The sequence below is a fragment of the Streptomyces sp. NPDC034043 genome (genome assembly GCF_055575675.1).
On record NZ_JBVISF010000025.1, the window covers coordinates 36,204 to 50,640 of the forward strand.

A 14,437-nucleotide genomic window follows, 5' to 3' on the forward strand; every position below is an offset into this window, starting at 1 on the left:
GCCGCCGGACGACCGCCGGGAAGGCGACGCCGGCTCAGACGCGCGGGCCGGAGCGCGCACCGACACCGCCGCCGGGATCATCCCGACGCAACATCGTGTAACGCCGACGACGAAGGGCCGGAGGGAGAACATCCCTCCGGCCCTTTTAGCTTGTACACGTAAACGGTCAGACCGTCGCGGGCACCGTCTTGGCGGCGGCCGCCTGAGTCGGAAACGGTTGCAACGGGGGCACGGGTAGTACGTCGTGTTGAAGCCGGGTTGGGTTGGTCATGCAGGCCGCGAACGGGCCATCCTGGGCGCGAAGCTGGATCATCGTGGGGTCCAGGTGGTCCCGGTGCCAGACGGACGGACCCGTAAGACCGCACGTCTCGGGGTCGGTGAGTGCCTGCCACGCCAGCCACAGCGCGTGGAGCCGGGCGACGGCCGCCGGGTGCTTCCACCAGCAGGCACACCAGGTGGCCGATGAGGAGACCTCACCGAGGTACGTCGGTACGAGCAGATTGGTTACCCAGCCCGCGAGCGCCGCGAGCTCTTCCGCGTACTTGTCGCCCCTCAGCAGCAGAATGAACGGCGGCGTTTTCGGCTTCTCTTCCTTCCCGTCGCCGTCTTGCCCGGGGTCGTCCTGGTCGTGGCCGGAGGCCACCGCAGCCGCCACCGAGTCCACCTTTTTTGTGGTGCTCTCCAGTTGCGAGGCGAAGGCCGACATGTTCGCCTTGATGTCTTCCAGGTCCTCGGCGAGGCCGTCGAGAGTGGGAGTGTCGGTCATGCTGAGAGCACCTTTCGACTCGCGCGGCGAGAGATCTCCGCGATTTCCACATTGGAGTCCGCCGCGAGTTCTTCGGCGTCCGGCTCCAAGTACCAGGGCCGCAGGCGGAGCATGCCGACGCGGACACCGGTCACCAGCAGCAAGGCCCGACCCTTGGGTAGGGCCCGGATGTCCGCAGCCTCCATCACGCGCTCGCGCCGGCGCGAGGTGCTGACGCTGCGGCCGGTCGATCCGTGGGAGACCGAGCTTTCGGCCACCTTGTGCTCACCGATGAGCCGGGACACCTTTTCTGCGAATTCCGCGTCATCGAGGCCGGCGCCGAGCGTCTTGACCGTGGCCGCGCTCCACATCGCATCCATGCCCGCCTCGCCCCAGACGCGGACGCCCTGGCGGTAGCTCTGGAGGATGGTGGTCACCGGGATGCCCCGCGAGCCGAGGTGCGAGTACAGGTCAGGCAAGTCCTCGATTCGGCACACGTTTGCGGCTTCATCCAGCACAGCAGGCAATGGGGGGTCGAGGCGGCCGCCCGCGCGTTCGGCGGCCGCCATCGCGGCGCGGAGAACGGCGTCAGCGGCGGCCGCGATCACGCCGGCCGCGCTGCCCCCGCCGTCCTTGGAGAGGAGATACAGGGAGTCCTTCGACCGTACGAAGTCGTCCGGGCGGAATTCCTTCGCGGCCGGATCGGGGGTGACCCATGCGAGCGTTTCGGGGTCGAGGAGGCAGGCCACGCACTGACGGGCCGTCTCGTAGATGCCATCGCGCGTATCGGCCGCACCGGCCACCGTCGAGGCGAGTTGTTGGGCAAGAGCTTCCTTGCCCGCCGCCTTGAGGGCCGCCACGGGGGCCCGGTCGCTCGGCGTCGACAGCCACACGAGCACGTCACTGACGGAGGAGCCAGAGACCGCCGCAGCGTGAAATAGCGCCGTCAGCAGATTTTTCGCCGCCCCCATCCAGAAGTCACCACGGGACTTCTCGTCCGTGGTGGCCGCGATGAAGTGGGAGGCGAGCCGCCCGGCCCCCTCGATCGTCCGCGCGCTGGACAGCATGTCCCACCACAGGGCCCGGGACGAGTGCGTGATCCCCTGGGGGTCGATCAGCCAGACCCGGCCGCGCTTGGCCCGGCGAGCCCAGGTCACCGCCCACACGTCCGGCTTGTTGCTCGTGAGCATCACGGCACCCGGAGCACGCAGGACCGTCGGCACCGCGATGGAGGTGGACTTACCCGAGCGGGGTGCCATGATCGCCAACATCACGTCTTCCCAACTTGCCCGCAGCTCGGGACCGCGCGACGCGTCGAGGTTGCCCAGGAGTACGCCGGCGTCGTCCGCGTCCACCTTCTCTACTCCCTTGAGAGAAGGCCGCAGCTGACGCGCCCGCGCTTCCATCGCCTTGGGCCCCAGCGGCGCGAGCTCGCGCACTCCAGCGAGGCCGGCGCGGTGGGAGAAGTACCGCTGCCAGACGAGGAAGCCTCCGACGCCGAGGGCGACGAGGACGAGCACCAGGAGCACGACGATCCCGACGCCGGCCGCCGTCGAGTGCCCCGGCCACAGACGGCCCGGCCCGCCGGAGACGAGGGCCACCGCGGATGTGACGCTGTAGGCGGGCGGAGCCCAGCCACCCCCGGCGAGGAGGACGCCGAGGGTGCCGCCGATGTACGCGCCGGTGAACAGGATGAAGCTGCCCCCGATGACGCCGAGGACGGCGAGGGGCGCCCCCGCGCCGGCCCCGCCGCCGTTGCTCTCGTTCACGCTGCCGCTCCCTTGCGGATCGTCTGCGGGTCGGTCTCGTACAGCCGGCGTTCTGCCTCGGTCAGGGCGAGCCGGACGGGAGTGCCGGGCCGGGTGCCGAGCCGCAGCATGTACTTGCCTCGGCCGGGGTGGACCTGGCGGGTACCGTCCAGGCCGGTGCCGGACGAGGACGACCACGAGGCGATCATGGCGATTTCCGCGTCCGTCAGAGGCCGTTGGGCAGACACCCTTTCCAGCTCGCCGACGCTCAGCGCGCCGAGAATCATCGAGTCGCAGCGGTCGATCATGCCCATGGCCTTGGCCCGGTCCTCGGGGGTGGGCAGCGACTCGGGGTCACGCAGGCTGTGCGTGATCATGAGCGTGACCTCACGCCGGGCCCGGTTGAGGCGGGTCATGCTGTCGAAGGCGTTGACGATGCCGGGGCCGGCTCGCAGCGCCCGCCACATCTCATCCAGCGGCAGCACAAGTGGCGAGTTCATCAGGCCGACCGCGCGGGCGGAGTCGATCGAGCTGTACGCGTACGCCCACGTCGCCAGGAGGCCGGAGGATACGACCTGATCGCCGGCCGTCAGCAGGGTGGACAGGTCGACGGACAGCGCGGGTGCGTCGAGGTCGAGCGGCCGGGTGGTCGGCCCGTCGAAGAGACCGGCCAAGGGACCGTCGCACAAATTCTCCAGGGCGTGTGTGACCTGGCGGACCAGGGCCCTGTAGTCGTCCTCGGTGTCCACCATGAGCTGTGCCCGCAGCTCTGCCGGTCCTTCCCGGAGCACCTTGACCACGTCGGGGATGACGGGGTCTTCTTCGCCGATGAGGGCGCCCGCGACGAGCTTGATGGCCTTTTCCACGACGTTGCGTTCGGAGGAGTCGGGCCGCCGGTCCATCTCCGTGGTCAGCAGCGCGTGAAGGAGCTCGCTACGGCGACCGTTCATCTCCGACAGCAGTGCATCCCGCCGGCCCGGGTCCAGGGTAGGCAGGACGCGCCGCAGCGGCCCGGAGTCGAGGGGGTTCAGCCGGTCGAGACCACGGCCGATGCGGACGACCTGGCCGCCGAGCTCGCGGACGAGTTCGGCGTACTCCCCCTTGACGTCGCCGGGGACCACGAGTTTGTGGCCGTAGGAGCTGTAGACGAGGGCGATGCGTTTGGCGATGGCGGATTTGCCGACGCCGGGTTGAGCCATGATCCAGACGCCGGGGTTGGTCAGCAACGTGCCGATCCATCCGGCCGGGTCGAAGCAGACGAGTTCGTGCGTCAGCTGGTCGTATCCGATGGGCACGCCCTCGGGCGGCAGGCCGCCGCCCAGAACGAAGGGATAGAGGCCGGCCGTCTGACGGGTGCTGGAGAGGTAGACGGCGCCGGGGTCCAGGAGGGCGGCCCGGCCACGGCCAGCGCCCTTCCACCCCCAGCGGGACGCGATCACGCGCGGATTGAGGCCCCCGGTGGGGGTAGGCTCCCCCTCGGTCGTCCCGGCGGTTACCGTCCGCCGGGACGACTTCTTGTCGTTGCTCATGACGCCCTTTCTCAAAGCAGGGGGTTGATGCCTACCGGCAGGCCGACGACCAGGGCCGCGCTCTGGCCGCCGAAGGCCGGCCGGAACCGCAGGCCGCCGCTGGAGCGGGCGGCCTTTTCAATCTCGCGGCGTGCGGCGGGGAGGTCCGCGATGCTGTCCACCGTGGTGGTGACGTAGATGGACCACTGGACCATCCCCGCGCCCATCGCCTCTTCCTCGGCCGTGCGCTCGGCGTGCGCGGCGTCGACCCGCTCGCGTCGGGTCGAGGTCCGCTTGGTCCTCTCCCTGTATTGGCGCCGGGCGTCGTTGGCGTTGATTTCTCGTTCAACTACCGCTTGCGCTTCGTGCGTTGGCAGTACGCGGTAGACGAGGGTGACGCGCCGGGTGAACTGCCCGGGCGCCAGGAGCTTCAGCAACACGTCATAGGCGACCAGCTTGCGCGGTGCTTCACGCAGCACCCACGACGTGCTGAAGTACCCGTCATGCTGGTAGTGCGTCCACTCGTCCTCGGCGGCGACGGGCCCGACTTCATGCCAGACGAGTTCTTCGATCTCGGCGGACGGCGCGTCCATGTCGGCCGGTACGAAGGCGCCTCGGACGAGGCGCTTGATGTCCACGTCCGTGGCGCGTCGGAGGATGTCCACGCCGGCGCCGGACAGGTCCACCGCGTCGAGGGCGCCCAGGGCGACGGCCGCGGATTCGGCGGGGCTGCCCGGCTTCTCCGGCGAGGCGGCCGGGTCGATGACGAGCGAGAACCAGGCCGCCATCTGCGCCGAGGCCCTCGGGGCGCCCTCCACGAGCTCGCGGATTGCCTGGCGGGCGAGAGGTGGGGCGGAGGGGTCGACACGGCCCCGGACGTGATCGGAGAGCGCGGCACCGCTGGACGGCGTGATTTGAAGCGTCACCGCTGCCATTTCCACACCGTCTTCATCGGCGAGCCGCGCGAGCGTCTCGCCCCACGAGTTCACCTGTGAGCGGACCGTGGTTCCGGAGGCCAGCAGCGAGCCGGCCGGGTTGAGCAGCAGGGCAGCCGTCATGGTGCCCGTCCTCTGGTTCCAGACCAGACCGGTGGAACCCCGGCCGTCCGCCGCCTCGGCGCGGATCAGCTTGGTGGGAGCGACCATCCCCGGCAGGTCGAGCGCCTCGGGCGACGGCAAAAACACCGAGCGGTAGGAGGTCTCCCCGCGCATGTTGGCCAGGGACCAGCGGGCCCGGCCGATCACGTACGACATCAGCGGCATGCCGTGCCGCTGCCACACGGTCAGGATGACGACCGCGAGGGCGATGGGCACGGTGACGGCCAGCGTGCTCAGTGGGCCGCCCAGGATGATGACCATGAGCGGCGTGAGCAACGCGCCGACGACGACCACCGTCTGACCACTGTTCAGGGTGGCGATGCCCATGGACTTCGAGCGCCGCCACCCGCCGTACAGCGGCTGCTGTGTCTCGGTACTCACCGCTTACTCCTGTCCGCCGACGGTGTTGCCGGCCTTGTTGATCGCTGCCTTGCCCGCCTCGGCGGCGACCAGGGCGATACCCACCGGCGTTGCCGCCGTGGCGGTCGTCGCGGCCGCGCTCGCGCCCGTCGAGGCCGTTTCGGTGGCCGTGGTGGCCGCTTCGGTCGCGGCTTCCGGGCTCCCCCCCTGCTGGGGGATGCTGGCCGAGGACTGCTTGACGGCAGTGGACCCCTCGGAGTCGTCGCCGGGGTTGGAGGCCGGGCCGCTGCGGTCCATGTCGGCCGCGTGCTGGGACGCCGACGTTGGGGAGCCGCCGCCGTCGCCGCTGGCACCGCCCATCTGCGAGCCCATGGCACTACCGGCGATGCTCAGCGCGCCCGCGAACCCACCGCCGGCGCTGACCGCGCCGCCGATCGAGGCCCCGATGGGCGTGAAAAGGGCCATGAGGGATTTGAGGGCGATCACCGAAAGGACGAGCGTGACGCAACCCCTGATGAAGTCGATGATGCCGTTTCCGTTGGCCATCTCGGTGAAACCAACCGCGATGATCAGGGCCGCAACCGGCTTGTAGATGATGATCACCATGATGGCGGTCATGATGCGAGGAAGCCACTGCCGGGTGTTCTCGCTGCCGAGCTGCCCGGCGCCCGCGATGGGGAGGATGAGTGCCTGAATGGGAATTGCCGCCTGCCGGAGGAAAAGCATCACGATCTGCACGCCGCCGATGATGAGAACGATTACGGCGATGGCCAGGAGACCGATCGGGTTGACGAGGGCCGGCAGCAGCATGACGGCCATGCGGTCCGGCACGTCGGCGCCCCCGAAACCGACATACAGGATCTGTTCCGTGAGCGCGTCGGAGGCCACCAGCAGGGCGTCAATGATGGCGACACCGGCCGCAGACACCAGCATGTTGACCATGAGGCCTTGGAGCAGGTGGGCCAGCGGAGCGCCCTTGCGCTGAATGATCGTTTTGATGCCTTGGAAGATCACGAGGAGCGTGGCGATAGCCGCACCAATACTGATCATCAACCCGTGAAGACTTAGTTGCTTCATTGGGTCCGAGGAGGCGGTATCGCCAAGTACCCCCGAATCCTTCACCTGCACCGAATCCGTGGTAAGCCAGAATCCGAGTCCGATCCGCATGAACTCGCCGACGAATTCGGCCATGCTCTTGGCCGCGTCGCCGAGTACGGAATCAGAGACCTTCTGGGCGGCCGCGCTCATGACCTTTCCGGGACCGTCCTTGATTGCCTTTCCGCCCTTGACGGCGGCTTTGGTGCACTCAAGCGGGCCGCCGGGGAGCTTTGGCCCATTGGGGATAAGCCAGGATGCGCACTTGGACAGACCCCACCAGTCGACGGCAGGGAGCTGAGGCGCGGCCGGTGCGGCCACCGGCCGCGAGACGGCGAGGGCACCGGGCGCCGCGAGGCCGAACAGCAGGGCGACGGCGGCCACGGTGGCCGCCAGACGGGCGAGCAGGAGGCGGGGAGTCAGCGTCAGCGTCACAGCCGGTCCCCCTCCTGGATCGCTTTCCACCGGTCCTCGTTGAAGTGCGCGGTGCCGATGTCCACAGGGTCGGGCAGCGACATGCCGGGGTTGGTGGGGGCGGCCTTCCAGTCCCCGCCCTCCCAGACGGCCCGTCCGGGGCTGACCACCAGCGTGGTGACCTGTTCCGCGCCGGCCTTGGCCGCGTGCGTGACGCGGAGCAGAACCATCACGTCCACCGTGTCGGAGTTGACGGCCGCGTACTTCACGCCGATGGGCCAGGCAACGAGGGTGGCCCCGGCCGGCAGGGGGCCGGTGTCCGGGGTGATCTTGGCGTACTGGCGGTTCCCCTTCGCTCCGTCCTCGGCGGCAGCGGCCATCTGGTCGCGGTACTGCGCGGAGGAGTACGCGAGGATTCCGGCCTTGACCTGCGCCGGGTCCAGGCTCCAGGCGTTGCGGACCGAGGCCACGGCCATGGCGGCCGCCCCCTCGGGGGTGTGCGGGAACTGCACCGGGAGGTTGCCGGAGGCCTTGGCCGTGCCGTCCGGCAGCTTCAGCGTCTCGGCCGGGGCGACGTATCCGCCGTCGTCGGGCTTGACGGTGGGCATGCTGGAGGGCCCCGCGGATTCGGAGGACTTGGAGTCCGGGGCCGCCGTGGTCGAGCCGCCGCCCCGTACGGAGATGACGACGAGCGCGGCTACGAGCACCAGGACGGTGCCGACGAGGAAGTACAGCGCCCGCCTCATTCGCCGCTGTGCTTGCTGCTGAAGGTTGAGAGTCACAGCAGCCGCCTCACGTCACGATCGAGGGGACGACGCCGGCCGCAAGGGTTACGACGGACAGGCCGCCAAGCACCCACAGCAGGCCGTTCGCGCCCTCGGCGGCCAAGTGGCTCCGGTTGCGGCGGCCCACCATCATCATGATTCCGCACGCGATGATGCCGAGGATGCCGGCGCCGATCGCGAAATACTTTGCCCAGCCAACCCACTGCGGCATGATCGTGTCCATGCCCGGAGGAGACGCCGGGCTCTGGTTCCAGGACTTGGGGTCGGCGGCCAAGACCATGTCGTTGAGCGATCCCAGCAGGTGGAAGTGCTGCATGTGCGTTCTCTCTCCTAATCAGTGAGTCCGAGCTGCCGGCGCAGAGCGTGGGCGGCTTTCTGGACGGAGCGGTGAGTGAGGCCATCGGCGGGAGTGTCGATCTCCCTCAGCCTCACGAGGTAGGGCACTTCGGCGATCCCGAGGACACGCGGCCGCACCGTCTTCATGCGGTACCGGGCCGCCCGGGGCAGCCGCAGGGGTGCGTCCCCCACGACGACCAGGTACGGCCGGGGCACATCCGGGTGCCATGCGCCCAGGAGCTGGACGGCAGCGGCGAGTCCGAATGCGGTGGACCGGCAGACCACGAGCGGGATGTAATGCGGTGGCAGGTGTGAACCCCTCTGAAGCTCGAAGGTTCCACCGCTGCCGTCCGGGTCCAGCCACCTCGCGATGGTTGACGTTCCCGCCCCACCGTGGGCACCCATGACGCCGAAGTGCCGGGAAGTAGTAGGCCGTTCGGCCGTTGAAGCGCTCTTATCGCGCATCTTCTTACCCCCGTACTGTCGTTGATCCCAGCGTGACGCTATCATGACCTACTGTCAACACGTACTTATATAAATTGAGGGTCGAATGACTCCATCCAGCGGCGTAGCGGCCTTCCGCGCTGACCTGTTGCTGACGCAACGACAGACGGCTGGGCTGAGTTGCGAGGAGCTCGCGCTACTCGCGAACGTCTCCCCGGAGACCGTCCGCAGAGCCGAGAAGGGCAGAAGCAAGCCGTCCGCCAGGGTCACGAAGGCCTTGGCGGAGGCCCTACATGTGCCGGTGGAGGAACTGGCGCCCCCCGCGCCTCAGCAGACGCTCAGACAGATTCGGCAGCAGGCCGGTGCCACGCAGAAGGAGGTGGCGAGCCGGGCGGGGGTGTCCACACAGATGGTGAGCCGGGTGGAAAACGGGGTGTATGGAGTGAAGGACAAGACGAGGTGGGCGAGCGCCTACGGGGTGAGTAAGGCGGCGTGGTCGCGAGCGTGGGCAGTGGGCCGCGCGGAGCGCCAACGCCGTATCCGGTCCCAGCCGGGCAAGGGCAGGGGCACAGCGTGAAAGCGCTGGTCAAAGCTGCCGTGGTGGTGGGCGGTGCCGTGCCGGCCGCACTGTTCGGACTCATCATCGCCGGCGCCTCGGCGGTCGACGCCTCGGGGCGCAGTACTGGTCTGGTCGGGGGGCTGAACCTGGCCGTGATGCCGGCCGTGGGCCGCCAGTTCGCGCCCTGGTACGTGAAGTCAGCCGCCCAATGCCCCGGCAAGCTGACGCCGGCTCTGCTGGCAGCCCAGGGGTACACGGAGAGCGAATTCAAACCGTCGGTCGAGGGCCCGCCCACCCAGTACGGCACTGCCAAGGGCATTGCCCAGTTCATCGACTCGACATGGGCGACGTGGGGCCGCGACGAGGACGGCGACGGGACGGCCCTCGGGGCGAAAGATCCCGAAGACGCGATCATGGCTCAAGGCCGATATATGTGCAGTCTCGTGGGTCAGGCCGAGAGGTCCGGCTACTCCGGCGACCCCGTCAGCCTCGCGCTCGCCGGCTATAACGCGGGCTGGGGATGGGTGCAGCACTACAAGGGAGTGCCCCCACCCGCTTTCGCCGCCGGCCAGACGTACGGGTACGTCAAGACCATCACCGAGCTCGCCAAGAAGTGGGCGACCGCCCTCGGCGGCCCCGGCGTCGAGGGTCTCGGCTCCGGCAGCGGCCCCGACGCGATACGGCACGCCTACACCCAACTGGGTGTCCCCTACTCGTGGGGAGGCGGCACGCCGGGAGGTCCGGGGCTCGGGTTCTGCGACGGGAGGAACGGCTATCTAAACGGCAGTTGCAGCGCGAGCGTCACCAAGGGATTCGATTGCAGCTCGCTGGTCCAATACGCGTGGTGGCCGAGCGTGAAGCTGCCCAGGACCGCAGCCGAGCAGTACGCGGCGACGGCGAGCCGGCCCGTGGACCGGGACAAGCTCCAGCCCGGCGATCTGTTGTTCTGGAGCAAGGGCGGACCGGGGTCGATATACCACGTAGCGCTCTACTTCGGGAACGGTCAGGTGCTGCACGCTCCCCGCACGGGCAAGTTCGTGTCGGTCGTCCCCCTGTCAGAGGCGATGCCGGAGCGCGACTACGTGGGGGCGACGCGCCCAGGTGCCTGAGGAGTTCGCGTGTACACGCGAATCAGGAGAAACGAGAAGAACCCCGCCAGTCCGAGGACTGGCGGGGTTCTTCTGTTCGGTCAGGCTAGCAATCCGCCAGCCATGCGTACTGCTTACGGCGGTCGACATACACCGTGTTCGTCGGCGAGTTCAGCGCGGAGACCAGGGCCACCAGGTCGTCCGCCGCCTCAGGCTCCACAGCTGGCGGCTCCTCGACAGGCTCGGACTCGACCACCGCCGGGCGAGGGGCCACCAGGTTGGCCGGCCGCAGCGGCCAACCACCCTCGGGCTCCTGCGCTGGCAGCAGGGCCCACCCAGCGACGCCGCCGCCACGCACCACACCATGCGAGTCACGCATTACAGTCACGGCAGATCCTCCATACAGGATCGAGGGCCAGGCGGAGGGAAGCAGCCGCCCAGCCCGGATGTGTCTGGGGGGTCGGGGGGCTACCCGGCCCCCCAGATAAGGGCGTTGAGACTCTGTGTCTCGGGAACCACCATACTCCTAGAGTCTTGAACTTCAAGAGTCGTGAAGTTAAGTTGTCCGCGTGTCTCAGAGTCCGGATCTGTCAGACTCGGCACCACAGACAGTTCAACCAGGTCCCTTGAGGCACTGGAGTTCCCCACTCGGGAAGTGGAGAACTTCAAGACTCTTGACGTATGGAGGTTCAAGAGAATGAAACTGCCGGAACAGCAGGCCGGCCCCCGCGCCCAAGGCCCGTACTCCGTCTCGGTCTGGGGCGGTAAGGGAGGCATCGGAAAGTCCACTGATGCATTCCTCGCGGCCTATCAGCTCGGGCTGATCGGCCCCACGTTGCTCATCAACGCGGACAAGAAGCAGGACGGCGGAGGGGTCACCGAGTTGGTGAACTCGCTCACGGGGTTGCCCGTCCCGTTCGAGCTCACTGAAACCGACACCGCCGCGGACCTCGCCGCCATCCGCCGGCTGAAGCAGTTCCGGTATGTGGTCACCGACCACGCCCCCTACCGCGACGAGGCTAAGTTGAAGCAGGCCGCCAAGGCAGACCTCACGATCGTCCCGGACCCGCCCCGCCGCCTGGACTCTCGGGCCGTGATGAGTAGTACGAAGGCGTATCTAGCCGGCACGAACTACCGACTCCACATCACGATGGTCAAGCACACCGACAAGAGCCGGGCCCGGGCGATGAAGACCAGCCTGCAAGACCTTGGCCTCCCGGTGTTCGGCGGATGGATGCGGTACTACAACGCCCACGAGATGCTGAACGGCCTCACCGTGTTCGAGGCCGCAGCAGAGGACACGCAGGCCGCCAAGGCCGCCGAGGATGCGTACTTGTTCGGGGACGAGATCCTTGCCCAGCTCGGCGAGTCGTTCACCGTGCCGAGGCTGGTGGCGAAGTGAGCACGAAGGACTTCAACGCCCTCTTCGGCGCCGCAGCGTCGGAACTGGCGGCCGCCCAGGACGTGAAGGCCGAGAACGTCCGCCCCAAGTACACGGCGATCCGAGAGGACCAGTGGGCGGACCTGGACGCCCTTGCCCGTGAACTGATGGACGCACGATCGCGCAAGGGACGGCGCATCACGTCCAACAGCCTCATCCGCGTGGCCATTGACGCCCTGCTAGCGCAGCGGGCACAGCTGGTTGGAGACGACGAGGCAGAGCTGCGGGTCAACTACCTGCGAACCCTCGGAGTACAGGAGTCCGGAAGTCAGGAAGACCCCAACGACAAGTCTTCCTGACTCGGAGACTTCAAGAGTCACGGACTCCCGCACAGTGAGAGTCCGAGAGAAGCGGCCCCGGAACGCCAGGCAAAGCAACCCCGGGGCCCGCCCCAAATGAGGAGTATCCCCATGCACCACCACAGTACGGCCAGCGGCCGCCAGCCGGTGACCACGCCCGACAGCATGGCCGGATGCGGGCGGGCGGCCGCCCGATGACCGCCTTTACACAGCTCACGGGGTGGGCTGGCTCCCACCCTTTGGCCACCCTGCTGTCCGCGTCGACCCTGGCGGCCGTGCTGATTGCCCTGGTGCTCAAGCGCCGCGGATTGAAGCCCCGCGACCCGGACCAGGGACGTCGGAAGTTCTCCGCCGGCACGATCGCCGCCAGCCTTGCGTTCATCGTCTGCACGTCGGTGTCCCTCAACACGGGCTTTCGCTTCACCGGCGATGCCGAAAAGGGCTTGGGCATGACGAGCATGCCCGAGCGGATTTTGGCCTGCGCAGCCTTTGAAAGTTTGATCGCCATGTGTGTGCTCGGCGCCCGCGAACGCATGGCCCGGGAGGACGGCGACCACAGCCCTGGTTGGTACGGATCAGCCGTGTGGATCTTCGCTGCCTTGTCGGCCGTGCCCGCCTGGGCCGAAGGCGGAGGCCTCGGCCCCAGCACGCTCGTACGGATCATCATCGGCTCGTTCGGCAGCGCTTTGGCCGCTCACTCCGCCCTCGGGCTGGAGCTGCGTCACCGCACGGGCGACGAGTCACAGACTGCCATGGCCCAGATCACGCGGGACCTGCGCGAGCGCCTGATGGCCCGTCTGGGCCTGGCTCACCGCAGCCGCTCCGCTGAGGAGATCGCCCGCGACCGCGCGCTGGACAAAGCTGTGGACCTGGACGACCGGTACAGGCGCCTGGAAGACCCCGACAAGAAGACGTGGAGGGGACGGAGGATCGCCGCTCGTCTGGCCGTCTGGCAGGACCGTGCCGGGGTCGGCACGGACAAGGCCCAAAGGGAGCTCTACCGGGCCCGGGTGGCACAGAGGCAGTACGCCACGCAACTCAGCGTCAGCGAGGCCGAGTCGCCATGGAGCCAGCCGAGCGCGGCAGAAATCCAGGCGCGTGCCCTGGACACCCTGGAGGCACACGCCCGGCACATGGAGGACGTGGCCGCCGACGCCGAGGCCGCCCTACGGTCACAGATCGGCCCACTTGGTACACCCCCGGCGGCACACGGCGGGACGCCCGTGCCGGGGCCGCGTGCCGAGGCCGCACCGGCCGCCGATCCCGAGGCGGACGAGGAGCCGGCCGACTGCATCGACCTCGCTGATGAGAAGCCCGCCGAGTCGCCCAAGGCGGCGGCGGCACAGGGCGGCACACCCGGAGTCATTACGGCCCGTGTGCCGCAGGAGGACAACGAAGACGAGGCGGAGGAGCCCGAGGCGGACGAAGAGCCGCTGAGGGACCTGCACAGCTACCCGACGAAGCGGGCCGCCCTTGAGGCGCTGTACCGCCATCACAGGATCGCGCCCGACGACCCGAGGACGACGAACGCGATTGCCGAGGAATTGATGGCCGAGCTCGCCGAGGCGGGAATCAAGCTGGATCGAGGCCCGGCCAACCGGTACGTCAGCGCCCTGCGGCCGAAGGCGAAGCGCGACAGGCAGGAGGACCAGGCCGAGGCCGACAGCCGCGAACTGGTCAACGCGTGACGCAACGGCTCGCCCGGGGTGCGGCACACCGGCCGCACCCCGGACACCAGCGGCACACTCATGTGCCGCCCCAGACCCTAGGGGGAGCGATGAGTACCAGGCCCACCACACCAGCGGCACAGGAAGGCCCCGGATCAGCCTCGCAAGCACTGGCGAGCGTGCCGACCCCGCGTGAGGCGGAATTAAGCAAGCGCCTGGCCTCGGCCGGCGACCGCGTACGACTCACGTTGGACACCAGCGCCGCCATTCAGGTGGCACGACAGGAGACGGCAGCGGCACGCCGGGACGCCATGGAGGCACGGACGGAGGCACAGAGGGCCGAGGCCGCGGCCGAGGCGGCACAGGTCGAGGCGGACCATGCTGCCGAGCGGGCGGCCGCTGCCGTTGAAGAGGCAGTGACCCTGCACCAGCGGCTTGCCGAGGCCCAGAAGGCACACCACACCGAGGAGTTGGCACGGCGTCAGGCCGAGGGTGGCCGTGCCGTCGCGGTGCAGCTCGCCGAGCAGGCACAGCACGCCGCCGAGGAGGCTCACGCCGAGGCCGGCGCCCTGCGGAGCCAGCTCGCCGAGGCCTCCCGACAACTGGACGACGAGCGCCAGGCACGCCGCCAGGCTGAGGAGCAGGCCCGCGAGGCGGAAGCGGCACGGCGTCAGGCCGAGGGTGGCCGTGCCGTCGCGGTGCAGCTCGCCGAGCAGGCACAACACGCCGCCGAGGAGGCCCACGCCGAGGCCGGCACCCTGCGGAGCCAGCTCGCCGAGGCCTCCCGACAACTGGACGACGAGCGCCAGGCACGCCGCCAGGCTGAGGAGCAGGCCCGCGAGGCGGAAGCG

At 68.9% G+C, this 14,437-nt stretch carries 13 protein-coding genes and 1 pseudogene; 6 read left to right on the forward strand and 8 right to left on the reverse strand.

The features are described from left to right. Positions 1-166: 166 nt before the first annotated feature. Genes ACZ51S_RS32965 through ACZ51S_RS32995 form a run of 7 tightly spaced genes read right to left on the reverse strand, consistent with a single transcriptional unit; the run spans position 167 to position 8,068 of the window. Positions 167-766: a DUF4913 domain-containing protein gene (locus ACZ51S_RS32965; RefSeq protein WP_468962964.1), complete on the reverse strand. Its 600-nt coding sequence runs from the start codon at positions 764-766 to the stop codon at positions 167-169. After that, complete coding sequence (locus ACZ51S_RS32970) at positions 763-2,514, reverse strand: type IV secretory system conjugative DNA transfer family protein (RefSeq protein ID WP_468962966.1); 1,752 nt, start codon at positions 2,512-2,514, stop codon at positions 763-765. Before ACZ51S_RS32970 ends, ACZ51S_RS32965 begins: the two co-directional genes overlap by 4 nt. Continuing rightward, a complete protein-coding gene (locus tag ACZ51S_RS32975) occupies positions 2,511-4,022 on the reverse strand; it encodes an ATP-binding protein (protein ID WP_468962968.1) in 1,512 nt (503 codons plus the stop codon). Before ACZ51S_RS32975 ends, ACZ51S_RS32970 begins: the two co-directional genes overlap by 4 nt. Before the next feature lie 11 nt (positions 4,023-4,033). After that, positions 4,034-5,479, reverse strand: a complete 1,446-nt coding sequence (locus tag ACZ51S_RS32980) for an SCO6880 family protein (RefSeq protein WP_468962969.1) — start codon at positions 5,477-5,479, stop codon at positions 4,034-4,036. Positions 5,480-5,482: 3 nt separating this feature from the next. After that, positions 5,483-6,988, reverse strand: a complete 1,506-nt coding sequence (locus ACZ51S_RS32985) for a hypothetical protein (RefSeq protein ID WP_468962971.1) — start codon at positions 6,986-6,988, stop codon at positions 5,483-5,485. Further along, positions 6,985-7,749 (reverse strand): DUF8175 domain-containg protein, encoded by a 765-nt coding sequence (locus tag ACZ51S_RS32990; RefSeq protein ID WP_468962973.1) that lies wholly within the window; start codon positions 7,747-7,749, stop codon positions 6,985-6,987. The genes ACZ51S_RS32985 and ACZ51S_RS32990 overlap by 4 nt, the downstream gene beginning before the upstream one ends. Positions 7,750-7,759: 10 nt before the next feature. Next, positions 7,760-8,068 (reverse strand): hypothetical protein, encoded by a 309-nt coding sequence (locus tag ACZ51S_RS32995; protein WP_468962975.1) that lies wholly within the window; start codon positions 8,066-8,068, stop codon positions 7,760-7,762. 570 nt (positions 8,069-8,638) lie between these two features. Here ACZ51S_RS32995 and ACZ51S_RS33000 point away from each other — a divergent pair. Both ACZ51S_RS33000 and ACZ51S_RS33005 read left to right on the forward strand, forming a co-directional pair. Beyond that, positions 8,639-9,109, forward strand: a complete 471-nt coding sequence (locus ACZ51S_RS33000) for a helix-turn-helix transcriptional regulator (protein WP_468962976.1) — start codon at positions 8,639-8,641, stop codon at positions 9,107-9,109. Further along, positions 9,106-10,200, forward strand: coding sequence for a C40 family peptidase (locus ACZ51S_RS33005; RefSeq protein ID WP_468962978.1), 1,095 nt, complete (start codon positions 9,106-9,108; stop codon positions 10,198-10,200). Before ACZ51S_RS33000 ends, ACZ51S_RS33005 begins: the two co-directional genes overlap by 4 nt. Before the next feature lie 85 nt (positions 10,201-10,285). Here the strand turns inward: ACZ51S_RS33005 and ACZ51S_RS33010 are convergent, their stop codons facing one another. Further along, complete coding sequence (locus ACZ51S_RS33010) at positions 10,286-10,567, reverse strand: hypothetical protein (protein WP_468962980.1); 282 nt, start codon at positions 10,565-10,567, stop codon at positions 10,286-10,288. A 267-nt stretch (positions 10,568-10,834) separates the two neighbouring features. On the opposite strand from ACZ51S_RS33010, the gene ACZ51S_RS33015 reads away from it, so the two are divergent. The 4 genes and pseudogenes from ACZ51S_RS33015 to ACZ51S_RS33030 form a co-directional block, all read left to right on the forward strand. Continuing rightward, positions 10,835-11,581 (forward strand): hypothetical protein, encoded by a 747-nt coding sequence (locus tag ACZ51S_RS33015; protein WP_468962981.1) that lies wholly within the window; start codon positions 10,835-10,837, stop codon positions 11,579-11,581. Continuing rightward, positions 11,578-11,919: a hypothetical protein gene (locus ACZ51S_RS33020; RefSeq protein WP_468962983.1), complete on the forward strand. Its 342-nt coding sequence runs from the start codon at positions 11,578-11,580 to the stop codon at positions 11,917-11,919. The genes ACZ51S_RS33015 and ACZ51S_RS33020 overlap by 4 nt, the downstream gene beginning before the upstream one ends. A gap of 275 nt (positions 11,920-12,194) precedes the next feature. Beyond that, a complete protein-coding gene (locus tag ACZ51S_RS33025) occupies positions 12,195-13,607 on the forward strand; it encodes a hypothetical protein (protein ID WP_468962985.1) in 1,413 nt (470 codons plus the stop codon). Positions 13,608-13,696: 89 nt separating this feature from the next. Further along, positions 13,697-14,437: pseudogene (locus tag ACZ51S_RS33030) on the forward strand (hypothetical protein); the annotation flags it as partial.